This window comes from Enterococcus dongliensis, from assembly GCF_031927985.1.
Taxonomy (GTDB): domain Bacteria; phylum Bacillota; class Bacilli; order Lactobacillales; family Enterococcaceae; genus Enterococcus_A; species Enterococcus_A dongliensis.
Window position 1 is genome coordinate 42,893 of the sequence record NZ_JARPZC010000016.1, and the last position, 23,176, is coordinate 66,068.

Here is a 23,176-nt window from a genome sequence, read left to right on the forward strand (position 1 = left end):
TGTAGCTAGGTTAACTTTCTAATTAGGCAAAAGTTTCATCTTGCAACTTGCGTAATTTATAAACAGTTGTTGATTCATCTAATTCTACATCATCTATTGTCAAGAATGCTCCGTCTTTAATATCCTTTTTCGCAACTGCACCTGCAATCAAACCAATTGGAATATTCGCATTTTTCTTCATATCTTCATGTGTCTCTAGTACACCACGGACACAAAATCCACCGATGCCATCAATTTTTTCTCCAGCTTTGATGTCTTTTTTAGCCACACACACAGTTTCTGATACAGGAGCTCCCATCGGAACAATCGCCGTATCTTGCTCTAAAACTGCACGTGCGATAGTAAGTGGTGTTTCTAATGAACATAAATGGTATGGACGATATAAGATATGGTGATCTCGTTCGCCTTTCTTCAATAAATAATTTAATTCGTGAGCAACACCTTCATTTTGTCCTTTAACGATACAAAAGATTCCTGGAGCGATTCCGTCCACATATTCAACAACGCCAAATTTACTTAAAACTCCGCCGTTTTCCTTTATGTCTAAGTTTTGAACAGTACCATCTAAGTCAGCTGAAATCCCATGCATACCTACTACATCAGGAACAAATCCAGTAGCATTAGATAATAAATTCATTTCTCCCATCGTTTTAGTACCATCTTGGAATGAGGCTAAAATTTTAGGACTCATTACTTGAGCTTTTGCTTTTTCAGCAGCAGTATCAGGGTTAGCGTGTACCATCAATTTATTGTTTTTACCTTTACCTGCTACTAATACTTCCATTCCCATGCTTTTAGCAAATTCATACATTTGCATAGTTGCAGCAGGCTCGTCACCATCTGAACCAGTATAGATTAAATCAGTTGCATCATATAATCTCTTCATTAGCGGGCCAATTGTAATATCAATTTCAACATTTAGTAACACTAAGTGTTTTTTTGCCATAAGTGATTCTAATGATATTTGAGCACCAGCTTCTGGAACACCAGTTGCGTCTACAATAATCTCAACTTTATCAGAATTAATAATATCTTTGAAATCTTGACTGATCAAGATATCAACTTTTTTGTCTGCACTAGCATTGTATGCATCTGCAGCACGATTTGCAGCATCTAAGTTAATATCACTAATACCTGCTACAATCATACCGGGAATTGTGGAAATTTGAGAGATCATTCCAAATCCCATCTGACCCGCACCAATTACTCCAACTTTAATCGGAGCACCATTTCTTTCTCTTTCCAATAACTTACCATATAACGTCATTTGAAACCCTCCAAACTTTTTTGGCATATGCTAACAACGTTGTCATATGTCTTACAACGAAAGTATAGCATGAGATAACTATTTGTCAACGCTTTCTTTTATTTTTTTTTGTAATCTAAAAAAATATGCTTAAATATAAGAAAAATAAACTTGAATTATAATTTATTTAAAATAACATTTATCTACATTTTCTATCAACCGATTATTCTATTTGCTCAGTAAAAAAGCTTGCAGATTCTCCTCGAGAGAAAATCTGCAAGCTTTTGTCTAAACAGCATTAGATAAAAATGAGCGCCTAAGAAACTTTCTGAAATCAAACGGTTTATGTATTAATAAATTCTTGAACATTCTTGTAATCATGGATGGCATAAAACATTTCATCTAAATTTTCATAGGTATTTTTGCACTGACTATATTCACCAATACCATCCATTCCTTTTAGTAATGAATTTAAAATCAAATCAGTTGATATTTTTTTTGCCCCATAAATGATTGAAAGATTAGGATTCTCATTTTTTATTTTGAGAATATCTGATTTTTCATTCTTTCTAAGAGAACTATTTTCTTCATGGGATTGATTGTCTTTCCATTTGATTATCTGGATTTTTTTTAAGAGTGATTTTGGAATCTCTAATGGGTTATCTACTCGAGCCAAGATCAGAAATTCTAACTTATTGGCCGTATTGATCACCCTTTCTAGTGCAGTGAACTTAAAAACTTGATCGATATCATCAAAAATCAAAACATCTACACCTGTTTTTTTTATTTCTTTTAGTTTATCCTTCATCGAATCGTGATAATTAATTCCCACTTGAATCCGATTTGTTGCAGCTTTTATCAACGGAACATCGGATAATCTCGCAGTAAAAATTGCATCTAAATTTAGTTGAGCAATCTTTTTGTCAATTGATAATGCATTGATTAGCGCCTCTTCACCTTTCCATAACACCTCAGAATTTACACAACAAAATGGGATTTTCAGGTTCTTTTTTTCCATAATATCACTCTCCTGATTTCAATATTTTTTAGTGAAAAAAATCACAAATAACTATAAAAAAATATATTTCTTTGTCCTTCATTTCTCGGTTACTTTTATACCGTTACTCACTTTTCAAGTATCACAGTAATTAATATAACGTATTATCCATTGTATTACAACTGTTTTTATTTATTTTGAACTATTTCCCTAAAAAAATAATTTAATAGTGATATTTTTTGTGAATACAGTTTCGTGATTTTATAAAAATAGTTTACTATTTCACAATTTGTAGGTATATTAGATTAAACTAGATGAATGATTTTCAACAAAAGTTAAGCGCGTCTAACAACTAAATCTAGAAGATTGGAAAAAATAGCATTTTCAACACAGTCAAAATTAAAATCCAAATTTTATTATGAGGTGAGCAATGATGGAACAAACGTTAGTAATTATTAAGCCTGACGGTGTACAAAGAAAATTAGTTGGACGAATCATTCAACGATTCGAGGATCGAAATTTAACGATCAAAAAAATGTATCAAACTGTTTTAGATGAACCTTTAGTTAGAAAACATTACGATCATTTGAAAGAGCGAAATTTTTTTCTCGATATAATTAACTACATGACATCTGGGTCTGTGATTGTTATCTTACTAGAAGGTGAGCGCGTGATTGAAATAGCGCGGAAAATGATTGGAAAAACAGATGCCCTGCTAGCTGCTCCTGGAACCATTCGGGGAGATTTTGCTCTAAATAAAAGCGAGAATATTATCCATGCTTCTGATTCAATCGAAGCTGCCCAATTGGAGATTGAACGTTTTTTTAACAGCTCAATTAATTGATAAATCTCTCTATTGCGGTTAGACCATAAAATTTCTAGCAAAAGAAGCAACCACAATCTTTATAATGTGGTTGCTTCTTAAGCCTCTTACTGACCCATAATCATCAAGTTACACGTGCGGATACGTTCTCTATTTTGATCCCAATCAATAAAGTAAAGATAACCGACTGAGCCAATCAGTGGCTCACTATCCTTAATGATTACTGTTTCGCTAGCACCAAACAGTGATCCTTTAATATGAGCATCTGCATTTAGAATCGATACAGGATCGGGTAAGTAGTTTGGATCATTTGCTGCTAGATCTTTCAGAAATTCTACATGAGCTGGACCAGGATATAAATAATCAGATTCAGTCTGTTGTCTTGGGATTATTTTCTCTAGAATACGATTTTGATCTACTTGTAAAAATTCATCGCCCTTCCAATCCTTATCGTGCACATACTCTTCAAAAATTACTGAACAAGTTGTATGCGGTGTAGTGATCGCACAGAGACCATCTTTGATACCAGAATTTTTAATTACCTCTCTTACTTGCTGTGTAATATTTAAATAAGTAATTTTACCTGCCTGTGTGTCGAGTGACAATTGTTCATGTTTTATATTCATTTTCTACCCTCTTTCCTTATATGCTCTCACTAAAGCGTCCACCATATCAGTCAACATATCTATTGGTGAATCAGCAGTGGTTATCCCACTTGTACACCCAGTACCATCAGCACCTAACTTAATCGTACGATATACATCATCTGCGGTACTGATTCCAGCTGCCTGCATAACTAAAATATTTTCATTGATTGCTTTGATTGCCTGATTTGTTTGTTGAATATAACTATCATCACTAGTTTTCCCTGTACCTATCAGTTCTGTTGGTTCGCACAAAATTACATCTGCTCCCATAATAGCAACTGCTCGAGCCTCATCGATTGAATCCGCACAAACAATCGTCTGTATCCCAAATTCTTTTGCCCTTTTCATTGATTTGCCTAAATCTGATATAGTTAATGGTCTCTCAGCATGATTCAAAAAAACTGCTCGAGCTCCTGCATGATAGACTGCTTCGGGTAATACATGCCCTACTCCTCTTCCAGGTTTAATTCCATCCATATGCTGTGCTGTTACAATAATTTTTTTTGTCGCATTCTTTACTGCTGAAATATCAGTATAAGGTACCGTCACTAATATGGAACATTCTGGATACTTCATTGCTAATTCATCTGCTCTTTTAGCTATTAGCAATAAATCCTCTCCATATAGATAAGATTTAGGATTGAAGACAAAAAATGGATAATTTATCTTATTAGTCATATGATCCTCCCTTTCATTTCACACTTTTTGTAGCAAAAATCTTATAGCAACTCTCCAGAGTCTCCGCCATGCCTTCGTTAGCCAACCGCTTTATTTCTAAATAATCTTTCGGTTTTCCAGTCAAATTTTTCTTGTAGGCTGCGTTTAAAAAATCAGTAAAAATATTGATTTTAGCAATTCCATTCACTGCACAACGATTCAAGTTCGCGTTTCCTGAGGAAGAACCTCCGTGTAATACTAATGGTGTCTCTGTCACTTTGCGAATTTCTGCTAAGCGTTCAAAATTTAAAATAGGAGTCCCTTTATATGCTCCGTGAGCGGTTCCAATTGAGATCGCTAAAGAATCCACATTTGTATTGCTCAAGAAAGTTTGTACATCACTCACTTCTGTGTAGATAGAATCAGTCATTTCATGATTTTCATAATTATTACCTGATCCCACATGACCTAACTCTGCCTCTACGGTCACATTTTTTTGATGAGCATAATCAACTACTTCTTTTGTGATTTTGATATTATCCTCTAAACTCTCTTTAGAGGCATCTATCATTACAGATGTAAATCCCAAATCAATAGCGCGTTTAATAAAATTAAAATCCTCTCCATGATCTAGATGCAATGCAACAGGAACAGAAACTTTTTCAGCTAAATATTTACCGATTAATGCGGCTTCTTCTAGTGAAATTAAATCTTTGTGTGCTTGTGCAAAAGGTAGTATTAAAGGTTTGTTTAATTTCTCTGCTACCTTGACAAACGTCCGAGCAGAATCTAAATCAATAAAATTTGTAGCTGGTATTGCATAGTTTTCTTTTCGAGCCTCTAAAAGCATTACTTTTGTGTTGATTAACAAAACTACCGCCCCTTTATTTTACATTTGATAAATTATATTTACTTTTGTAAAAATAGTAGTATAATTACTTTGAAAAGTCAACGGAATATATACTTATCATTTGATATAAAAAAAAAGACTCGGTAACATATGTTACTAGTTCTTAAGGAGGAATCGGGAGATATGTTAGATAGAGAAAATTTGATTATAAAAGTTGTTCTTTTATACTATGAAGAAGAAGCTACCCAAAGTGAAATTGCAAAAAAATTAAATATCTCACGTCCAACAGTCGCTTCATTGCTTCATGAAGCCAAGGAAAAAGGTATCGTGAAGATTACAATCCAACATAATGAGTTGTATTTAGTCAAACTTCAAGAAATGCTTGCAAAAAAATATGACTTAAAAAACGTTAGAATTGCTGCTAAGAAACAAAAAGATATAAAAGTTGCTGCAGGAAAATTATGTGTTGACCTTATTGAACCTTTACTTAGTAATATTAATAAACTAGGTATTGGTTGGGGATCTACTCTTTATGAATATGTAGAACAGGCAAATTTACTAAAACTAAATCACTTGAAAATTATCCCACTAGTTGGAGGAATCGGACTTTCTGAAGTTCGTTTTCATTCTAATCACTTAGCTTTTGTTTTATCAGAAAAATATAATTGTGATGTTTCCTATTTTTATGCTCCAGCTATAGCAGATACTTTAGAGGTAAAAGAAACTCTTCTGCATACAGAATTAGTTAAAGAAATTATTGATGAAGGGAAAAAAGTAGATTTTGCTCTTCTTGGAGTTAGTGACCCTGTACGGTCTTCTACGTATAAAAAATTAAAATACATCTCTACGGAAGAAGCAGCGCTACTAAAAAAAGAACGCGCTATTGGAGATATTGGCAGTACTATTTTTACTGCTAATGGCACACCCTTAAAAAGAGGATTTTCACAACGATTACTTGGAATTGAATTAAAAGATATAAAAAAAATTCCTCGCGTAGTAATCGTTGCTACCGGAAAAGAAAAAACTGAAAGTATCCAAGCTCTTCTTAATATGAATGTTATTACTGACTTAATTATTGATGAAGAGATTGCTGAACTATTATGATTTAATCTAATTCAAAAAGATAGCATTTTTATCATAGATGATACCTATTTCAAAAGATTTTTTATAGATATACTGCTCTAAAAAAACTACCTATTTAATAAATCAAATAGGTAGTTTTTTTACTTTTCTTACGCGTTTGTTGTTGGTAAAATTGATTCTACTTCTGAATGTGGACGTGGAATAACATGGACAGATAGTAACTCTCCTACGCGTTGAGCTGCGGCTGCTCCAGCATCTGTTGCTGCTTTAACAGCACCGACATCTCCACGAACCATGACGGTAACAATTCCCCCGCCAACGCGTTCTTTACCAACTAAAGTTACATTTGCAGCTTTGACCATAGCATCCGCTGCCTCAATTGATCCAATCAATCCTTTTGTTTCAATCATTCCTAATGCATCTGATTTCATTTTATGTTCCTCCTAATTATTTTTTGATTTTTATTTTTGTCCCTGACGTAACGCCAAGAGCATTCGCTTCTTCAGTGTCAATATGACATTCTAAACCTGAGTTTTCTTTCGCACGGACAATAACATTTGCTAAACTACCGCCCCGTTCACCATCAAATTCGATAGTAACAGCTTCTCCATCAGTTACCCCAAAACGAACTGCTTCTTCTGGCAACATATGGATATGACGCTTAGCTACGATCACTCCTTGAGTAATTTCAAATGAACCCTTAGGACCTATCAAAGTGACCCCTGGAGTTCCTGTTAAATCCCCGGATAACCGCAATGCACCTTTGATACCTAATTTGAAAGTATCACTTTGTAAAATTTCTACTTGTGTCTCTGGACGAACTGGACCTAAAATACGGACTTTTTCAATCACACCTTTCGGTCCACAAATCATCAGACATTCTTTACAAGCATATTGACCAGGTTGAGATAAATCCTTTAATTTGGTCAATTGATAGTTGCAACCAAATAATTTATCTACAGCAGTTTGGCTTAAATGGATATGCCGATTTGAAATTCCTACGGGAATAGTATTATCTTGCGGCATATCTGCTGGATTTAAATGTGCCATCAACGCGTTTAATATGACTTCATAATCTTCCATTTTTTCTCCTTGTTTGATTCCTTTATTTGTACTGAATATGTTTATGCATTCATTTGAGACAAAACTTTACGCACGACTTCTGCTAATTCAGATAGTTCAGATTCACTAAGTTTAGTATTAGTGTCTTTATTAGCTGTCGAGGTCTCAGTAGATGTCAAACAAGCTTCAATCGGTCCTTCTAATTCAGCGTGTGAAAAACTTGCATCTTCCTGAACTAACGTTGTTACATCTTTTAACCCGTAAGCAACTTTTTTGATATTCAATAAGTGTTTAGGGCTGACATTCTCAGAAACAGAACTACCGCCAAAAGTTCCGCAACCCAAGGTAAATGAAATTGGTAGACCAGTACTAATTCCTGTGCCTCCTTGGCTACCGCCAGTATTAACTAAGATTCGTGAAGCAGGTTTCGAGGCAAATTTTAAAACAATCTCACGATTATTCGTATGGATGCTCATTGTATGACCAATTCCATTTTGTAAAAGATCGATGCTCAGTTGACAAGCTTCTTCCCAATTTTTAACAACATAAAAAGCTAAAACTGTCGTCAATTTCTCATAAGACAATGGGTTTCCTTCACCAACACCTTTTTGATGACCAATCAAGACAGTAGCTGTGTTGGGTACCATAAATCCAGCTGCTTCTGCAATTACTTGTGGTGAACGACCAACAAATTTTGCATTCATTGCATGACCGCCATTTTTAAAGAGTAAGCCACAAACTTTATTTGTTTCTTCTTCATTCATAAAATAAGCACCTTGTGCTTTTAATTCTGCAACGACTGCTGCTTCATTGCTTTCTTCACAAATAATCGATTGCTCTGATGCACAAATTGTTCCGTTATCAAAAGTCTTACTAGCAATGATTTGAGAAACTGCGTGTTTTACATCTGCACTATTTTCAATGTAAGCAGGTGAATTCCCAGCACCCACACCAATCGCTGGTTTTCCAGAACTGTATGCAGCTTTTACCATACCAGGACCACCTGTGGCAATGATCAAACTAATTTCTTTAGCATGTAGTAATTCATTTGTCGAAGCCATTGTAGGCGTTGAAACACAACTGATGATCCCCTTAGGAGCTCCCGCTGCTTCTGCTGCTCGTGCCATCATATCAGCTGCTTTTTTAGTACATTGTGCTGCTGCAGGATGGGGAGCGAAAACAATCGCATTTCTTGATTTTAGTGCTACCATTGATTTAAAAATAGCTGTTGAAGTTGGGTTAGTAGACGGAACAATTCCTAAGATCAAGCCGACTGGTTCTGCTACATCGAGCGTGCCATTTTGTTTATCTTCACTAATAATTCCAACTGTTTTTTCATCTTTGATTTGTTCATAAAGTAATGTACCTGCTGCATGGTTCTTATAAGCCTTATCTGCGACCTTTCCGAATCCTGTTTCATCTACTGCTGCTTTGGCTAAGCAAACAGAAAATTTCTCTGCAGATTCTTTCATGCTTTTTAAAATGGTATCTACTTGTTCTTGTGTAAATGTTGCAAATTCTTGTGCTGCAGCTTTCCCAGCCCGAGCTAAATCACGAGCTTCTTGAACTGAGCGTAAATCTTTATCAAAATCGTTCATTGTTGTTGCTCCTCTTTCGATCAATTCCTATTAAAGTAATTACTCAATGCTTCAATAAGTTTCTCTTTATTGATTTTATAAATTTCTTTATTAGTGATTGAAAAATGGGACTGTTTTTTCGCTAATTTACGTAAATCTACTATTTTCATCCCTGATAGTGTTGCTTTTAACTCTTCTTCGTTTAATTTTTTCAAAGAAATTTCTAAAGATTCCTGATTTGTAACTTCTTCATTTATTTGTTCAGTCTTTTCAATCGTGGGAACTTCTGATAGTTCATCCTCTAATTTCAAAACGGGAGCATCTTCTGTTATTTCATCAAGAGGTGTTTGAATTTTTATCGGCTCTTCCTGTGCTGTTGACATAATCAGTTGCGTGCACATTAAACTTTCATCAGGACGAGCAATTACATGTTTTGAACATAATAAGTCTTTACCTAATCTTTCTACAGATGAAGCTGCTGCAGCAACAGCCGTTTTGACAGCGCCAACATCTCCAGTTACCATGACTGTAACTAAACCACCACCAACGATTTCTTTAGGTAGCAAATTTACTTCCGCTGTTTTTAGCATCACATCACTTGCTTCAATCGCTGCCAGTAAACCTTGTGTTTCAATTAATCCTAATGCATTCATTGCATACTCCTTCAATCAAATATTGAAATAGCCTAAAAATGAATCTTACAGCAAATCTAAATCAAATCAGACCAATTTGCAGGATAAGTGGCGTAAAATAATTTTACTTTATCCGGTGATCCCCATGTGACCTTACTATTTTTCGGTACAAAAACAACATCACCTGGGTATGCCGTATATTTTTTGCCTTCGATCGTAACTTCCAACGTCCCACTGATAACATAATCGATTTCTTCATACGTCAATTCCCAATCAAATTGAGAATGATTAATTTCTAAAAAGCCTGCACTGATCTTACTTTCCTCTTTGCTGACTAATTCTTGATAAAAGACCTTTGCTTTAGGATTCCCTGTATCAAAAACATCCATTTCTACACTGTTTCCTCGAATTACTTTTAATCCATTTGAATGCTTCTCACAACTAAATGGTTGAGTTTCACCTGCTAAGATCATTTTTAATAATTGCAATAAAGTCGCTTTATTGACATTATCAGGTAACTCAATATTTGCTAATTCTTGTTTATCACACTCTTTTAAAGGTACTTGAAAAGTTTCAATTAAATCTTTAGCAGCGGGAGTGATAATCGTATCTTGATCTACAACGATCGACTCATTTTTTTCATGTGCCTGTGTTACATTTTCCACACAAATTAATTTTTTCATTGCTTTTGATCCTCTCTATACAGATTCACAACTTTCATCAATAATTCCAATCACCGCAGCATCAACTGGAATTGAGTCATCTTCTAACATTCGTCTTGCCGCACTTCCAGTTGTTATAATTACCCGATCTCCAATCCCTGCACCAATGACATCACAAACAATCATTTGCTCCCCATCACGTGAGCCGCCGATTATTTCCGCTATCATGAGTTTCAAGCCATTTAAGTGTTCAGATTTTCTAGTCGCCCAAATATTATCAATCAAACGTGCGGTTACCATTTGCGTTCCTTCTCTTTATGTTTTATTTCATCTAGAGCAGATTCCACGGAGGCAGTATCCCCAAAAATCGCTAGCATGATCATATTTTGTGGACAACTGCCACGAATATCTTCAACCGTTACACCAACTGCTTTTTCAGCTATATCGGCAGCACAAACCATTTCAATCAATTTCCCTTGAACTAAACCAACTGCGTCAGGAGTTTCTAATGCTGCTTTAGGACCAGAGCCCTTACGTCGATTTAAAATCGCTAACGTACCTTCTCCAGGCGTTTTAATTATTCGACAATCCATTTGTTGATCTCCTTATAATTTGTATTTTTATTAAAAATAACTATTAACTATTAGTTTTAAGTTAAAATGAGGTTCCGACAATAAGATAAAAGAATAAAAACGCTTCTGATATATGGTGATTGAAACTTTTAGCTTATTGCCAGATACGTTTCTTTTTAAGAAATTTCACCTACACAACTTAAAGCAATCCCTAAAGGCGTAACAAACATTGGATTTAGGGGCTTATAAGTTTTGATCTTCGTTTTGGCTTCGATAATTTTCTCAATTCCAGTTAAGCATGCAGTACCACCAACTAAATACAATTCATCAATCTCATAACCAGCAATCTGCTTAGTAATGATAGTTGCGATTTTTTCAACAACTGGTTGCAATACAGCAATTAATTCTTGATGATTTTTTTGCTCTCGCTTATATAATTCTGCTTCTGGAATCGAAAAACCATAGGCTCCAGCTGTCACTAAAGTCAAATGAGTGCCTCCTGTAGCATCATCAGCTACTTTTACTACTTGACCATCTTTGATAATGGAAATCCCCGTAGTTCCGCCACCAATATCTACTACTGCTCCATTTTGAATGTTTAACACTTGATTTGCTGCGGTTGGTTCATCTAAAACATTCGTCAATTCAAAGCCAGCACCTTGCACGACATTTTTGATTGCTCCACCATCAAGTTCGTCCGTATCTGGTGGTATGGCTGCGGCAGCATATATTAATTCTGTCTCAAGTTTTTCCTCAAGTTCACTTTTTAATTCTCTTACAATGGTAATTGCACCGATGTAGTCAACGACCATCCCATCGCGAACAACATCTGCATAACGATAAGCTCCTGCTACTGGTTGATGGTGTTCATCCATGACGGCTAAGACAATGCAAGCTGTTCCAAGATCGACGCCTGTATAATAAGTAGCTGCAACATTTTTTTTAGGTTTTTTAATTACTGCTTCGAAATCTGCAACTAGTTGGTCACAGTCTCTTACGGTCGAAGTCATCATAGATAATACTCCTTCATCTTTTCCAGTTTTTGAGAAGATTGTCACACTAGCAATTGATCAATCTCATTTTTTATTAAACAAATTAAATATTCCAAAGCTTCTTTTTGTGCTGCTGTCACACACGTTTTCAAAGTTGTGCTGTAAACACAGGCTCTTTGTAATTTTAAAATAATCTTACCGGTTGGTTGAAAAATAGCTTCACTAGTTAGTTCACTTGTCGCTGTCTCTGCTATTTCAAAAATCTCTAATTCTGATAAATTTTCCTTTGCAATCTGTTGAGCTAAAAACGCTAGCTCAGTAATTCGTTGACAACTGGTACGATTAATTTCATTTGCTTTTAAAGCAGCTTCCCATAATTCTAATTCTAATAATGGGAAAAATGTTTGACGTTTCGTCCCTAAATTTACTGTCTTCAATGTATTATCTGCTTCTTTGGTTGTTCCATTCTGACCACCACATTCAATTATCACAATTTGATGATCCGTCAAAAATTGGCGAGCACCTGGGGTCAGTCGTTCATTTTGAGCTAACGTGATCTTTTTTAATGGTTCCTGACGATTTTGCATTTGCAAATCTTGCTCTGTGATATAACGCATTAGAACCCACCTCGATAAATTCTGGCATAGATAGCTTCCAAATCTTCTACAGTAACTGGTCGTGGATTTGTCAATGTACATTTATCTTTTAGAGCGGCCTTAGCCATTTCAGGAATCGCCTCGATAAATTCTGTTTCATCTACTCCTAAATCAGTGATTAATTTGGGAATTCCCATTTTTTGGGTCATTCTTTGAATTCCTGTAATCAATAAGTTCACAGTCGTTCGTTCTGTCATAGACTGTACACCTAACAAACGAGCAGCTTCAGCGTATTTTTTCAAAGCCAAAGTATCTTGCGTCAGTTCTAGCCCCGCATTAAATGCAATCACATGTGGTAACAAAATTGCATTAGCACGACCATGTGGTACGTGAAAACGACCACCTAAGGCATGAGCCAAACTATGACAAATTCCTAATGAAGCTTCACTAAAAGCCATACCTGCTAAGCAGGAAGCATTATGGATTTTCTCTCTTAATTCAGCGTTATCTCCATTAACCGTAACTTTCGTCAAATCTTTCCAGATAATTCGCATCGCTTTTTCTGCACAAGCATCGGTAAAATCTGTCGCATTTGTTGAAACATATGCTTCTAACGTATGAGTTAAAACATCCGTTCCAGTATCTGCTGTAACATTACTTGGAACAGTTAAGGTGAATTCTGGGTCTAGAATTGCTACATCTGGAATCATCGCGTCATCCACCAATGCATATTTTCCATTCACCGATGGATCAGAAATGACTGCAAAAGAAGTAACTTCGCTCCCTGTTCCACTCGTAGTTGGGATACAAATTAACTGAACTTGTGCATCTGTTTCTGCTTGCTGATAGATTTGTCGAACAGCTTTTGCTGTATCTAAAGCTGAGCCACCACCTAAGGCAATGATTGCATTTGGTTGGAGCATTGCCGCAAAGGCCACACCCTTAGTTACCACTTCAATCGTCGGATCGGGTACAACTTCAGAAAAAATTTGATAAGGAATATTCCCTATTGCTAAAATATCGGTGATTCTCTTAACTTTGCCACTTTTTTCCATAAAGGGATCACAAATAACTAACACTTTTTGCAACTGACAGTCTTTTAAATAGTTCGTTGAGTCTATACCAGAATAAATTTGTGTGTGCATTTTAAAACTTCCCATTTTTTCGCCTCCTTCCTAAAATAATTGTTTGATTTTCTTTTTTTCATCGTCACTTGATAAATCAAGAATTAAGTCTATCTTCTTGATTCCACAGTCTTTAAGCTGATTTTGTGCCTGTAGTAAAGCATCTGTTTTATAGGCCTGATAATACGTCACCACACCATAAATCGGGATACGAAATACTTTCGAAAAATTCGGTGGATAACTACGTCGTGTAGCAGTAATCGGCTGTAAAAACAAGGCACATGTTGCAGATTGCTGTAAAGCAATAATATGTTTGTGCATCCAGGGACTTTCTAAATAACTATCAGGTACAATAATAGTTTTTTGGTGATAAACGATGCTAGCCACTTTTTTCAAAGGCAAATCTCTATTGTCTTCTAAAAAATTAGCAATTGTCAGTTTTCCACTGCCTTTAGGCCCCACCAAAAGAAGCTTCTTCATGTTCGTGTCACATCCACCACATTAAATTGCAAAATTTCTTTAAAAATTCGTACCACTTCTCTTAAGCTTGTTTCTACACTTTCAATGTCTCCTGTAATAACAACGGAGCCGGTAAACCGATCTAAAAAACCAATGGAAACATCAGCTACTTTAACTGCTATATCAGCTGCAATCATCGCCGTTTCGAAAGGAGAGAGCGTCAGGATACCGATTGCTCCAGCTTCATCAATTCCTAATGATTGATACACATCATTAACTGGTGAAGCAATTACATGAGCTAAAGTAATCTGTTTACCCGGAACAGATTCTTCAATGACTCGTCGTGTTGATTCTTCTGACATTTTTCTTCTCCTTTCTAATGGCGAACAACTCGAACTGGAAAATCATAATCAGCAATCCAGCTTTCGATTCGATCTAGATCTGCTTCTGCCAAACTAGGATCACCTTCAACGGGATATTCCATCCCTAACTGTCCATACTTATTGACTCCTAATTTATGATAAGGGAGCAAGTCAATCCCTTTAAAATTTGGTAAATCTTTATAAGGTAATAGGAAATCAATGATTTGTTTGATCTCTTTATGACTATCATTAATCATTTTTAGCATCGGCATTCTAATTTGGACTTGATATCCGCGAATCAATAACTCTTTTAAATTAGCCAAAATCTTCTCATTGCTGATTCCGGTCAGTTCATTGTGCCGAACCGGATCCATGTGTTTCATATCATATAAAAAGAGGTCTATATATTCAGCCATCTCTAAAATTTTATTCATTCGACTATGTCCACACGTTTCAATCGCAGTATTTATCCCATCTGCTTTACAAGCCTTCAAAAGTTCTAACGCTGCTTCTGGTTGTGCAGTACATTCCCCACCACTAAAAGTCACTCCACCACCAGACATTTCATAAAAAGCATCATCTTCGTGAATAACTTCCATTAATTCTGAAATTGTCTTAATGGCACCAGTAATATTCAAAGCTTTTGTTGGACAAACCTCAACGCATTTCTGACATCCATTACATGAAATATCACGGCGTACTTGGTGTTTTCCATTTTCATCAAGATAGTGGATACCCAATGGACATGCTTCCACACAGGCACCACAATCATTACAGACACTTTCTTTGTACATCACTTCATATTTACGCTTGATGCCTTCTGGATTGGCACACCACTGGCAACGCAATGGACAACCTTTGAAAAAGACGATAGTTCTGATTCCGGGACCGTCATACAGACTGTATTTTTGTACATTGAAGATCATCGCTTGCCGTTCTATCCGTTCCTCTTTCACATTAACCATCCATTCCAAGCTCCAGCTTTTTATTTAAAATTTTGTCAACATCGTCCGTGAAATGATTTCATCTTGCACATCTTTACATAATTCTACGAAGAAGGCACTGTACCCAGCTACTCGCACGATTAAATCCCGATATTGCTCTGGATGTTTTTGGGCTTCAATCAACGTGTTATTATCTAAGTAATTAAATTGCATTTCTCCATTTCCCAAATGACAAGCAGTTTTTAGTAAAGTAATCAAACTTTCTTCGCCTTCAGGGGTATCTAGCAAACCAGACATGATTTTAAAGTTATGGACCATTCCAATATTCATACTGTCATTAGACATTTTTGAAACGGATTTAATAATCGCTGTCGGTCCCTTATAATCGGCTCCTTGAGTTGGACTAATTCCATCTGATAGCGGTGTCCAAGCCTTACGACCATTAGCAGAAGCTCCAGTCATTTGACCAAAAGGTGTATTATTTGAAATAGATAATGTCCCATGACTTAAAACAGAATACAAAGTTTTGTATTTGCGATGCTCTGATTCTGTAAAATTGATTAAATCAGATGCAATCAAATCAGCATAATCATCATCATTTCCATATTTTGGCGCATTCAAACAATCTGTACGCATTTGTTCAAATCCAACGAAATCAGATTTCAATCCCTCATTTAATTCTTGTAAGCTATATTTCTTTTCGTCAAAGACTAATTTTTTGATTGCTGCCATTGAGTCTGCATAAGTTGCTAGTCCAGACCAAACCACTCCAGGACCAAAATTATACATAGCACCACCAGAAGATACATCTTTACCTTTTTCCATGCATCCTTCATACATGATTGACATCAATGGTTTCGGTGCTAGATCACGATGGACACGTTGTGAAATAACTGTTGCTACATCCGTCCACTTAGTGATATATTTGATTTCATCTTTTACTGCTGTTTCAAATTCTTCATACGTTGCAAAATGTGAGAGTTCTCCCATATCGGGACAAACTTTCTTGCCATACCATAAAGGTACCCCATGGTTTAGAACCAGTTCGATACAAATTGGCCATTGCGTATAAGCTGTTGAAGTCCATTGGTACAAACGACCCGATTTCTGAGGTTCAACACACCCCATCAAACAATAATCACGAGCGTCTTCAATAGAAACACCTTTAGCAAGCATCATTTTGATATGTGTATCGTCAAAATGGCAAGCGGGGAATCCCATTCCAGCTCTGACAACATCCACGATTTTCTTCAAATATTCTCTTGGTGAATGCGTATGAATCCGACAAGCAAGTGATGGTTGATAAACTTTTACGTGGCGAACAGCATCCATTAATAAATAGGTCAGCTCATTTGTTGCGTCGCGCCCTTGACGATTTACACCGCCGACACACATATTGACAAATGGTTGGTACCCAGCGAAGAACTTGGAACCGCCTTCACTTGTAATCCACATCATTTCAGACATTTTAATCAACATACAACCAGCTAATTCAAATGCTTCAAACTCATTTATACGTCCTTCATCAAGATCTGCTTTAAAGTATGGGTACATATATTGGTCTACTCGGCCAATTGACATCCCTGTTTGATTTTCTTCTACTACTAGTAAAGATTCGATCGTCCAAACTGCTTGAATTGCTTCCCAGAAAGTATCCGGTTTGTGTGCTGGAACTTTGCGATTCACTTCCGCAATTTTTAAAAGCTCAGCTTTCCGTTTAGGATCAGCTGTTTTGCCGGCTAATTCAGCAGCGTAATCAGCCATTCTGCGAGCGTAAATCATTACACCCTCAGTTGTATCAATAATTGATTTATAGAAATAAATTTTTTCAATATCATCTGGATTTTCATAATCTAACTCTTCCAAGTGTGCTTTGGCTTCATTTTGGATATCAATCATTCCTTTTTTCATCAAAATGACGTCATAACCTGGATTAGAATCTCCACCACCATTTAGCGCATGATATGAACAATCAGAAACAAAAGATTCCCCAGATAGTTCCCAAACTCCTGCTTCACGATATTGATCTTCACAATACTCATCTACCGATTGACCTTTCCAGAATGGAAATAGTTCTTCTCGCATGATCTTTTTGTCTTCATCCGAAATATAAAATGGATCTTGCGGACGACTACCAATCGTATCAATTTCATCTTCCATCCAACGCCAAGCGATATCTGGTGAAAATGCGCCGGCTCTTGGTTTCCCATTAGGAGCCCCTACAATCAATTCATGATCTTGAATGACTAATGGTGCTGTTTCACAACAATAGCGGAAACATTTCGCACGCAACACAATTTTAGGCATTCCTGGATTTTCTTTAGCAATTTTAGTGATCGCCCGAGCTCGATAAGTTGTAATTGATGGCACCTGTTCTAAATAATTATCTTTTAATGCTCGTAGTCTCTTAGTAATTCCATTGGGAATAGTTGTCCCTTCATCTGAAACAAAATTTTCTAGGACTACCTCATCTTCTTTAATCTCATCAGATACAGACGCAAACATTTTCATCAATGCTTGCCGTTCATCTGAACTCAATTCTTTCGTCGCTTCAGCTAACTTAGCTGAAAATTCTTTGATGTCCATTTATCTCCATCTCCCTCACTTTGCTACTCCATTAATTTTTTTAAAATTTTTTCAAAAAGCATCTGTTGATTGTCTATCTCTACTTTATCTGCTGTTTCTCTAACTTTCGTAGTCTCATTGCCCGTTGTACTATAACTGATTACACGTTCATAAGTTAAATCTTTTGCGGTAATATTTTTGGCTGTAAAACCTCGATTAGTAGTCATTCCGCCTAAAATCAAGGAAAGAGGTAATGATGAATCCAGTCCAATTCCTGCAAAACCCGCACCAGCATTAACAATCATTCGACCAACGGGTTTCTTCAAAGCAAATTCTTTGATTACTGCTGAATTGTTGGAGTGAATCGCCAGTGTGTGACCATTTTGTTTTTCTTTTAGTAACTGAATACATTTATCACAAGCATGGATCCAATCTGATTCTAAGTAGAAAGTCAAAATTGGACATTTTAGCGCTACAGTGAATGGATTTTCATCAAAAATATAAGGTTGCTCAGATACTAAAACTTCCGTTTCTGTCGGAACTTCAAATCCAGCCATTTTTGCTAAAGTAACTGCTTCTTTTCCAATAACCGCAGGATTAATTTCTGATCCTAAGAACAACTTTGCTAAAAGTCTTTTTTCTTCTTCAGCACTCATAAAATATGATCCAGCCTTTGTCATTGCCGATTTAAGTTCTTGAACAATTACGCTTTCTGCAATCACAAATTGTTCCGCAGCCGGTAACAATCCATTATCAAATGCCCGGCTTCTAACGATTTCTTGTGCTGCTTTAGGGATATCAGCACTTCGTTCCACAAATACTGGTGTGGATCCGATTCCTCCATAGATGTTTGGTTTTTGTTTCGTTTTTAAGTCGAAAAATTCTGGTACATCAATGTTGATTACTAAAGCAACTGCTTCTTGATCGACTAGCGCTTTGACACCTTCAATCGTCGTATTTTCCATACAGCTGATACTCATTTTAGGTAATCCTGTATTCGTGCGTTGAATCACTTCTAATAGTTTAAAAACTATTTTTTCCGTTCTCGGTTGCGGAATCAAAATTACTGTATTCCCTGCTTTAAGTGCACTTATACTGGCAAATAAAGCATTTAATAGCGTATTTTCAGCTGGCAAAATTACTGCTACAACACCTAGTGGAACACCAATTTTTTTTAATTCATTATTACTTCCACTATCTAAAATACCGATTACTTGTTCATTTAATGACTTGGTAAATTCAGTGATAAATTTTTCCCATAAGAATAACCTATCTTCTTTTTTCCCTTTATTCGTCTCGATCATTTCAACCGTTACCAATTCGAATATTTCTTTTTTTACCTCATCAATGATTTCATTAATCATGTGATCGATTGTTGTCTGATCATATTCTTTAAGTAGTGATTGTGCGTCGCGAGCAGATTCAACTAAGATGCGGGCTTCTTGAATCGATCTAAGATCTTTATCCACAAATTGCATTTTGTCCACTCCCTATGCTGGTAATAAGTGCTCCAATGAATAACGATCAATAATTTTTCCTAAATCAATATGTGGGCTAGCAATAACAAGGGAACTATAAACTTCAGCTCCCATCGCTTCTACTGCAGCTATCCCAGTTTCAACTGCTGTTTTACACGCAGCGACATCACCTCTGACAATAACCGAAATATATCCTGAGGCGACATTTTCATACCCGACCAACTCAACATCTGCAGCTTTGCACATTGCATCTGCGGCTTCTAAAACAAAAACCAAACCAAATGTTTCAATTGCGCCGATTGCTTCGTATCTTTCCATTTCCTCACCTCTACTGGTCAATATCGTGGACTGAAACGATTGAGCCCACTGCTTTAATTGGTCTTGGCATGACGTTTTGTGCAGTCAGTTTTCCGATTGCATCAGCTGCTTTAGCACCTGCGGTAACAGAAGCTTCTACTGCGGCGACATCACCTTTAATCATGATTGTTACTAACGTTGAGCCAATGTTTTCGTAGGAAATTAATTCAACATCAGCTGCCTTTAACATTTCGTCACAAGCTTTTAATGCCGGCACCAAACCGACCGTTTCTACTAAGCCTAATGCTTCTTCACCTTGGTATCTCACCGATATGCCTCCTTAACTTTTGCGATATGCTGCATCAACATATTTTTCAACCGTATGACGACCATCATCTGTAATTACATAACGCATTACCAAATCATCGCTATCGTCTAAGTCATAGCTAGACATCTCTACTAAGCCATTTGCTTCCAAAGCTAACAAATGATCTAAATACATTTTTTCATTAAACTGTTTCTCATTGCCGTAATCCCCTTTTAACGCTGACATTACTTGTTTTACATCAACTTCTGGTTGATCGAACATATGATTCAAAACAGCCATTCTACTTGGTAGTAACATCTTATGCATCCCCTTTTCTAATCAAATCTAAAGGATTCATCGTAACAATGATCGCACCCAACACAATGACAATTGAACCTAGAACAATAGTCGCTGTTAATGTTTGTCCCAAGAACAAAACGCAGAATAACACGCCCCAAAAAGCATACGTTACATTTAATGACATTCCAATCGCTGTACCTACCATCGAATTTGCTTTATACCAGCAAACAAATGAAACAGCTGCGCTTAATCCAGATAAAACAAGCCAGATAATCGGAATACCTGCTGTCAGCGTTCCTCCTAATAAGTTCATTCCTCCAACAATTGGTACAATCAAAATCAAAACAACCAGACCTGAGATTAATTCTCGTAAATTCACAGCCACATCTGTATCAATCATAGCTCCACCAAAACTTGAGAAAACTCCTTCAAGACCCCAAGCAACTGCTGCAATCAATGCACAAATAATTCCCATCGTAAAGTTTGGTGTACCTTCAGGTGCTACCCAATTGATGATGATGGCACCGAAAACACATAAAACCATTCCGAAAACAACTCGTTTTGTTGGACGTTGTTTCAAAAAGATCCAAGAAAACAAAGCTCCAAATAAGCTACAAGTAGCCGAGATTGGAATCGCATATGCGCCTGCCATTGCTAATCCAACTAAATATGCGCCATTTGCAATCGGACCACCTAATAAAAATCCAACTACAAGTAATTTTCCTGGCTTTGTTTTTAATGTTCGTATCAATTCTTTCAGACGTCCTTGTTTTGCGTTATAAAATAATAGCCAAATACCCGCAAACAAATCATTCAATCCTGAACAAACAAACGGTGCTGCTAAAAAACCAGCCGCACTTACTAGTGGATCAAAACCACTAGCTATCATCACCAAAGTCGAATACACACCATATGTCAATCCAGAGATTAATCCATTACTAATTCCTGCTATATGGAATTTCTTTCCTACAGTCTTCATTTTTGTTTCCGCCGAAATTGGCGTTTGCATTACACTTTTTTCACTATTCATATTTAAATCCCCTTACTCGTTAACTGTTGTATGTGGAAGAATAGTTTCAACTTCGCTATGAGGACGTGGAATAACATGCACAGATAAAAGTTCACCTACTCGTTGAGCTGCTGCCGCACCTGCATCTGTAGCAGCTTTAACCGCACCAACGTCACCTCTGACCATTACTGTGACAATTCCTCCGCCAACTAATTCTTTTCCTAGTAGTGAAACATTCGCTGCTTTGACCATTGCATCAGCTGCCTCAATTGAACCAATCAAACCTTTTGTTTCTACCATTCCTAAAGCATCGTATTTCATTGCTTGTTCCTCCTAGTTACGCTTTTAGCGTGAGTTTTTTTGCATCTTTAATTTAGGTTGTGCCCTAAAGGGAGGAGTCAATAGTAAATTTCCAAAAAAATGTGTAGTACAACACAAAGATCTTCCACTAAAACAGATTTGATTCTCAGTTACTTATTCTAAACGAGAAATAGTCGTGTGATATCTAGTGATTCTTTTAACAATATTGATTTTAAAAGGTTTTCTTAATTAAAATTATTTTTCTAAGAATTGTTCATTCTTATTCATCACTAATACAGTGAAAATAAAAAAAGAAATATAGAGATTAAAGAGAATTGTCATTAATTCGATTAAAACTTAAAAAATATCAGAAAATTGAAAACGATTGTTGTAGTTTCAATTTATTACAACTGTTCATTAATCCTATAAAATCAAATAAAATGACCAAAGTTGAAGGAACCTTTCCCTTATAGACAATGAAGATTCGTTTTTCATTTTTTCACGTTATTTTCATATTTTTTCAATTTATACAATAAAAAATAAGCTAAGCAACCTGAGTCACTTAGCTCATCCATTAAAGTTTGATTACTGGTATCATAATCTCTGTCACAAACTTATTTGAATCTTGGGTCGACCAAAAGTCAATAACATAGCGTTCATAACAATTAGGACCAATTTGATAATTATGTTCTAACGCCCACTCCGCTAAAATTTGGTATTTTTCGTCAATAGTTTGATAATCACCTAAATGATACATACATAAAAACATCTGTCCGCCAAGATCTTGACGTGGCAATGAGACCTTACTATTACGAACAGGTTTTTGTAAAATCGTAGCTGATTGAATTGTCCCTTCAGCCTTAGTTTGATAATCTGAAAAACCTAAAATGACTGGACCAGTAATTTCACTCTCAAATTTCTCCAAATGATTTGTCCAATCGATATTAATGATTGATTTTTTGTAATCGTATTCAAAAGACTGCTCTAAAAAATAATATGGTTCGCGCTCAATGTACTTTAAATTGATACTGCACATTTGATTTTCTGTTGTTATCATTCCTTCATTGAGTAAGCCAACCCAATCAGATACTGCCTCATAACAGTTTTGAATTCGTTCTTCCTCTTTTTTTAAACTATCCAATTTACTGAGAAAATTACGTTGATGAAAGAAATAATCACTTGTATCAGCTACTCCTGACATCTCTTGCAAGTGAAATCCCATTTGCTTATAGTACTTCAAAATAGGAATCAACATGACGGTCTCTTCGCTGTAATAGCGATAATTATTTTGTGGACTGACATAATCTGGGACGAGTAATCCCAGTTCTTCGTAAAAACGTAACGTCTTTCTAGAAACATGACAGATATCAGCTGCTTCGCCAATACTAAGTAATTTTTTCATGTCTAACTTTGCATTCATTACTATGTTACCCCCTACACAATCCTTTGGACAAATTATGAGACGTTCTGTTTTAGTTGTCAAGCAGTTATTTTTTTCTGATATACAACAGGATAGAATTAAAATAACGAACAAAATAATAGAATCACTCTTTATAATATAGAATCGAGACGCTCTTTTATTTCTACTTTCCGTTTATACTACACACAAAAAAGGAGCATAATCAATACTATGCT

28 protein-coding genes are annotated in these 23,176 nt (G+C 36.1%); 2 read left to right on the forward strand and 26 right to left on the reverse strand.

Annotation, left to right across the window (positions count from 1 at the left end):
- Window positions 1-22: 22 nt before the first annotated feature.
- Window positions 23-1,267 (reverse strand): NAD(P)H-dependent oxidoreductase, encoded by a 1,245-nt coding sequence (locus tag P7D84_RS11180; protein WP_311801494.1) that lies wholly within the window; start codon window positions 1,265-1,267, stop codon window positions 23-25.
- 322 nt (window positions 1,268-1,589) lie between these two features.
- A complete protein-coding gene (locus P7D84_RS11185) occupies window positions 1,590-2,264 on the reverse strand; it encodes a hypothetical protein (protein WP_311806459.1) in 675 nt (224 codons plus the stop codon).
- Window positions 2,265-2,676: 412 nt separating this feature from the next.
- Between P7D84_RS11185 and ndk the strand changes: the two genes are divergently transcribed.
- Window positions 2,677-3,087: a nucleoside-diphosphate kinase gene (ndk, locus tag P7D84_RS11190; protein WP_311806477.1), complete on the forward strand. Its 411-nt coding sequence runs from the start codon at window positions 2,677-2,679 to the stop codon at window positions 3,085-3,087.
- Between the two features lie 86 nt (window positions 3,088-3,173).
- On the opposite strand, the gene P7D84_RS11195 is transcribed toward ndk, so the two are convergent.
- Genes P7D84_RS11195 through P7D84_RS11205 form a run of 3 tightly spaced genes read right to left on the reverse strand, consistent with a single transcriptional unit; the run spans window position 3,174 to window position 5,241 of the window.
- Window positions 3,174-3,692 carry a YjbQ family protein gene (locus P7D84_RS11195; RefSeq protein ID WP_311806460.1) on the reverse strand — a complete coding sequence of 173 codons (519 nt, stop codon included), beginning with the start codon at window positions 3,690-3,692 and terminating at the stop codon, window positions 3,174-3,176.
- 3 nt (window positions 3,693-3,695) lie between these two features.
- Window positions 3,696-4,391: a triose-phosphate isomerase gene (locus P7D84_RS11200; RefSeq protein WP_311806461.1), complete on the reverse strand. Its 696-nt coding sequence runs from the start codon at window positions 4,389-4,391 to the stop codon at window positions 3,696-3,698.
- 13 nt (window positions 4,392-4,404) lie between these two features.
- Window positions 4,405-5,241 carry a class II fructose-bisphosphate aldolase gene (locus P7D84_RS11205; RefSeq protein ID WP_311806462.1) on the reverse strand — a complete coding sequence of 279 codons (837 nt, stop codon included), beginning with the start codon at window positions 5,239-5,241 and terminating at the stop codon, window positions 4,405-4,407.
- Between the two features lie 162 nt (window positions 5,242-5,403).
- Here P7D84_RS11205 and P7D84_RS11210 point away from each other — a divergent pair, with 162 nt between their 5' ends.
- Window positions 5,404-6,324, forward strand: a complete 921-nt coding sequence (locus tag P7D84_RS11210; protein ID WP_311806463.1) for a sugar-binding transcriptional regulator — start codon at window positions 5,404-5,406, stop codon at window positions 6,322-6,324.
- Window positions 6,325-6,452: 128 nt separating this feature from the next.
- Here P7D84_RS11210 and eutM read toward each other — a convergent pair whose 3' ends face one another.
- The 21 genes from eutM to P7D84_RS11315 form a co-directional block, all read right to left on the reverse strand.
- Entirely contained in the window at window positions 6,453-6,734 is a 282-nt protein-coding gene (gene eutM, locus P7D84_RS11215) for an ethanolamine utilization microcompartment protein EutM (protein WP_137604441.1), read from the reverse strand.
- Window positions 6,735-6,750: 16 nt separating this feature from the next.
- Window positions 6,751-7,386 carry a phosphate propanoyltransferase gene (locus tag P7D84_RS11220; protein ID WP_137604442.1) on the reverse strand — a complete coding sequence of 212 codons (636 nt, stop codon included), beginning with the start codon at window positions 7,384-7,386 and terminating at the stop codon, window positions 6,751-6,753.
- A 41-nt stretch (window positions 7,387-7,427) separates the two neighbouring features.
- Window positions 7,428-8,963: an acetaldehyde dehydrogenase (acetylating) gene (locus tag P7D84_RS11225; RefSeq protein WP_311803789.1), complete on the reverse strand. Its 1,536-nt coding sequence runs from the start codon at window positions 8,961-8,963 to the stop codon at window positions 7,428-7,430.
- A gap of 20 nt (window positions 8,964-8,983) precedes the next feature.
- Window positions 8,984-9,595, reverse strand: coding sequence for a BMC domain-containing protein (locus P7D84_RS11230; RefSeq protein ID WP_311806464.1), 612 nt, complete (start codon window positions 9,593-9,595; stop codon window positions 8,984-8,986).
- Window positions 9,596-9,651: 56 nt separating this feature from the next.
- On the reverse strand, window positions 9,652-10,257 hold the full coding sequence (locus P7D84_RS11235) for a EutQ-related cupin domain-containing protein (protein WP_311806465.1): 606 nt from the start codon (window positions 10,255-10,257) through the stop codon (window positions 9,652-9,654).
- Between the two features lie 15 nt (window positions 10,258-10,272).
- Window positions 10,273-10,536, reverse strand: a complete 264-nt coding sequence (locus P7D84_RS11240; RefSeq protein WP_311803792.1) for a EutN/CcmL family microcompartment protein — start codon at window positions 10,534-10,536, stop codon at window positions 10,273-10,275.
- Window positions 10,530-10,829: a BMC domain-containing protein gene (locus tag P7D84_RS11245; RefSeq protein ID WP_311803793.1), complete on the reverse strand. Its 300-nt coding sequence runs from the start codon at window positions 10,827-10,829 to the stop codon at window positions 10,530-10,532. The genes P7D84_RS11240 and P7D84_RS11245 overlap by 7 nt, the downstream gene beginning before the upstream one ends.
- A gap of 155 nt (window positions 10,830-10,984) precedes the next feature.
- Window positions 10,985-11,821 (reverse strand): ethanolamine utilization protein EutJ, encoded by an 837-nt coding sequence (gene eutJ, locus P7D84_RS11250; protein ID WP_311803794.1) that lies wholly within the window; start codon window positions 11,819-11,821, stop codon window positions 10,985-10,987.
- A gap of 41 nt (window positions 11,822-11,862) precedes the next feature.
- Window positions 11,863-12,417: a hypothetical protein gene (locus P7D84_RS11255; RefSeq protein WP_311806466.1), complete on the reverse strand. Its 555-nt coding sequence runs from the start codon at window positions 12,415-12,417 to the stop codon at window positions 11,863-11,865.
- Window positions 12,417-13,556, reverse strand: a complete 1,140-nt coding sequence (locus P7D84_RS11260; protein WP_311803796.1) for a 1-propanol dehydrogenase PduQ — start codon at window positions 13,554-13,556, stop codon at window positions 12,417-12,419. The genes P7D84_RS11255 and P7D84_RS11260 overlap by 1 nt, the downstream gene beginning before the upstream one ends.
- A 15-nt stretch (window positions 13,557-13,571) precedes the next feature.
- Window positions 13,572-14,000: a EutP/PduV family microcompartment system protein gene (locus P7D84_RS11265; RefSeq protein WP_311803797.1), complete on the reverse strand. Its 429-nt coding sequence runs from the start codon at window positions 13,998-14,000 to the stop codon at window positions 13,572-13,574.
- Window positions 13,997-14,341, reverse strand: coding sequence for a BMC domain-containing protein (locus tag P7D84_RS11270; RefSeq protein WP_311806467.1), 345 nt, complete (start codon window positions 14,339-14,341; stop codon window positions 13,997-13,999). Before P7D84_RS11270 ends, P7D84_RS11265 begins: the two co-directional genes overlap by 4 nt.
- 14 nt (window positions 14,342-14,355) lie before the next feature.
- Window positions 14,356-15,306, reverse strand: a complete 951-nt coding sequence (gene cutD / locus P7D84_RS11275; protein WP_311806468.1) for a choline TMA-lyase-activating enzyme — start codon at window positions 15,304-15,306, stop codon at window positions 14,356-14,358.
- A 24-nt stretch (window positions 15,307-15,330) separates the two neighbouring features.
- Window positions 15,331-17,871 carry a choline trimethylamine-lyase gene (gene cutC, locus P7D84_RS11280; RefSeq protein WP_311803800.1) on the reverse strand — a complete coding sequence of 847 codons (2,541 nt, stop codon included), beginning with the start codon at window positions 17,869-17,871 and terminating at the stop codon, window positions 15,331-15,333.
- A gap of 23 nt (window positions 17,872-17,894) precedes the next feature.
- Entirely contained in the window at window positions 17,895-19,328 is a 1,434-nt protein-coding gene (locus tag P7D84_RS11285; protein WP_311806469.1) for an aldehyde dehydrogenase family protein, read from the reverse strand.
- Window positions 19,329-19,340: 12 nt separating this feature from the next.
- Window positions 19,341-19,646 carry a BMC domain-containing protein gene (locus tag P7D84_RS11290; protein ID WP_311806470.1) on the reverse strand — a complete coding sequence of 102 codons (306 nt, stop codon included), beginning with the start codon at window positions 19,644-19,646 and terminating at the stop codon, window positions 19,341-19,343.
- Window positions 19,647-19,656: 10 nt separating this feature from the next.
- Entirely contained in the window at window positions 19,657-19,953 is a 297-nt protein-coding gene (locus tag P7D84_RS11295; RefSeq protein ID WP_311803803.1) for a BMC domain-containing protein, read from the reverse strand.
- Between the two features lie 12 nt (window positions 19,954-19,965).
- Window positions 19,966-20,250, reverse strand: a complete 285-nt coding sequence (locus tag P7D84_RS11300) for a hypothetical protein (RefSeq protein ID WP_311803804.1) — start codon at window positions 20,248-20,250, stop codon at window positions 19,966-19,968.
- A gap of 1 nt (window position 20,251) precedes the next feature.
- Window positions 20,252-21,262 (reverse strand): DMT family transporter, encoded by a 1,011-nt coding sequence (locus P7D84_RS11305; protein WP_311803805.1) that lies wholly within the window; start codon window positions 21,260-21,262, stop codon window positions 20,252-20,254.
- A gap of 12 nt (window positions 21,263-21,274) precedes the next feature.
- Window positions 21,275-21,562, reverse strand: coding sequence for a BMC domain-containing protein (locus P7D84_RS11310; RefSeq protein WP_311803806.1), 288 nt, complete (start codon window positions 21,560-21,562; stop codon window positions 21,275-21,277).
- A gap of 553 nt (window positions 21,563-22,115) precedes the next feature.
- A complete protein-coding gene (locus P7D84_RS11315) occupies window positions 22,116-22,961 on the reverse strand; it encodes a MerR family transcriptional regulator (RefSeq protein ID WP_311803807.1) in 846 nt (281 codons plus the stop codon).
- Window positions 22,962-23,176 lie beyond the last annotated feature (215 nt).

What these genes read in the sequence shown, in the direction of transcription:
- P7D84_RS11180 (WP_311801494.1), bottom strand. Translation starts at nt 1,267, where the DNA reads ATGACGTTATATGGTAAGTTATTGGAAAGAGAAAGAAATGGTGCTCCG.
- P7D84_RS11185 (WP_311806459.1), bottom strand. Translation starts at nt 2,264, where the DNA reads ATGGAAAAAAAGAACCTGAAAATCCCATTTTGTTGTGTAAATTCTGAG.
- ndk (WP_311806477.1), top strand. Translation starts at nt 2,677, where the DNA reads ATGGAACAAACGTTAGTAATTATTAAGCCTGACGGTGTACAAAGAAAA.
- P7D84_RS11195 (WP_311806460.1), bottom strand. Translation starts at nt 3,692, where the DNA reads ATGAATATAAAACATGAACAATTGTCACTCGACACACAGGCAGGTAAA.
- P7D84_RS11200 (WP_311806461.1), bottom strand. Translation starts at nt 4,391, where the DNA reads ATGACTAATAAGATAAATTATCCATTTTTTGTCTTCAATCCTAAATCT.
- P7D84_RS11210 (WP_311806463.1), top strand. Translation starts at nt 5,404, where the DNA reads ATGTTAGATAGAGAAAATTTGATTATAAAAGTTGTTCTTTTATACTAT.
- eutM (WP_137604441.1), bottom strand. Translation starts at nt 6,734, where the DNA reads ATGAAATCAGATGCATTAGGAATGATTGAAACAAAAGGATTGATTGGA.
- P7D84_RS11220 (WP_137604442.1), bottom strand. Translation starts at nt 7,386, where the DNA reads ATGGAAGATTATGAAGTCATATTAAACGCGTTGATGGCACATTTAAAT.
- P7D84_RS11225 (WP_311803789.1), bottom strand. Translation starts at nt 8,963, where the DNA reads ATGAACGATTTTGATAAAGATTTACGCTCAGTTCAAGAAGCTCGTGAT.
- P7D84_RS11230 (WP_311806464.1), bottom strand. Translation starts at nt 9,595, where the DNA reads ATGAATGCATTAGGATTAATTGAAACACAAGGTTTACTGGCAGCGATT.
- P7D84_RS11235 (WP_311806465.1), bottom strand. Translation starts at nt 10,257, where the DNA reads ATGAAAAAATTAATTTGTGTGGAAAATGTAACACAGGCACATGAAAAA.
- P7D84_RS11240 (WP_311803792.1), bottom strand. Translation starts at nt 10,536, where the DNA reads ATGGTAACCGCACGTTTGATTGATAATATTTGGGCGACTAGAAAATCT.
- P7D84_RS11245 (WP_311803793.1), bottom strand. Translation starts at nt 10,829, where the DNA reads ATGGATTGTCGAATAATTAAAACGCCTGGAGAAGGTACGTTAGCGATT.
- eutJ (WP_311803794.1), bottom strand. Translation starts at nt 11,821, where the DNA reads ATGATGACTTCGACCGTAAGAGACTGTGACCAACTAGTTGCAGATTTC.
- P7D84_RS11255 (WP_311806466.1), bottom strand. Translation starts at nt 12,417, where the DNA reads ATGCGTTATATCACAGAGCAAGATTTGCAAATGCAAAATCGTCAGGAA.
- P7D84_RS11260 (WP_311803796.1), bottom strand. Translation starts at nt 13,556, where the DNA reads ATGGGAAGTTTTAAAATGCACACACAAATTTATTCTGGTATAGACTCA.
- P7D84_RS11265 (WP_311803797.1), bottom strand. Translation starts at nt 14,000, where the DNA reads ATGAAGAAGCTTCTTTTGGTGGGGCCTAAAGGCAGTGGAAAACTGACA.
- P7D84_RS11270 (WP_311806467.1), bottom strand. Translation starts at nt 14,341, where the DNA reads ATGTCAGAAGAATCAACACGACGAGTCATTGAAGAATCTGTTCCGGGT.
- cutD (WP_311806468.1), bottom strand. Translation starts at nt 15,306, where the DNA reads ATGGTTAATGTGAAAGAGGAACGGATAGAACGGCAAGCGATGATCTTC.
- cutC (WP_311803800.1), bottom strand. Translation starts at nt 17,871, where the DNA reads ATGGACATCAAAGAATTTTCAGCTAAGTTAGCTGAAGCGACGAAAGAA.
- P7D84_RS11285 (WP_311806469.1), bottom strand. Translation starts at nt 19,328, where the DNA reads ATGCAATTTGTGGATAAAGATCTTAGATCGATTCAAGAAGCCCGCATC.
- P7D84_RS11290 (WP_311806470.1), bottom strand. Translation starts at nt 19,646, where the DNA reads ATGGAAAGATACGAAGCAATCGGCGCAATTGAAACATTTGGTTTGGTT.
- P7D84_RS11300 (WP_311803804.1), bottom strand. Translation starts at nt 20,250, where the DNA reads ATGTTACTACCAAGTAGAATGGCTGTTTTGAATCATATGTTCGATCAA.
- P7D84_RS11305 (WP_311803805.1), bottom strand. Translation starts at nt 21,262, where the DNA reads ATGAATAGTGAAAAAAGTGTAATGCAAACGCCAATTTCGGCGGAAACA.
- P7D84_RS11310 (WP_311803806.1), bottom strand. Translation starts at nt 21,562, where the DNA reads ATGAAATACGATGCTTTAGGAATGGTAGAAACAAAAGGTTTGATTGGT.
- P7D84_RS11315 (WP_311803807.1), bottom strand. Translation starts at nt 22,961, where the DNA reads ATGAATGCAAAGTTAGACATGAAAAAATTACTTAGTATTGGCGAAGCA.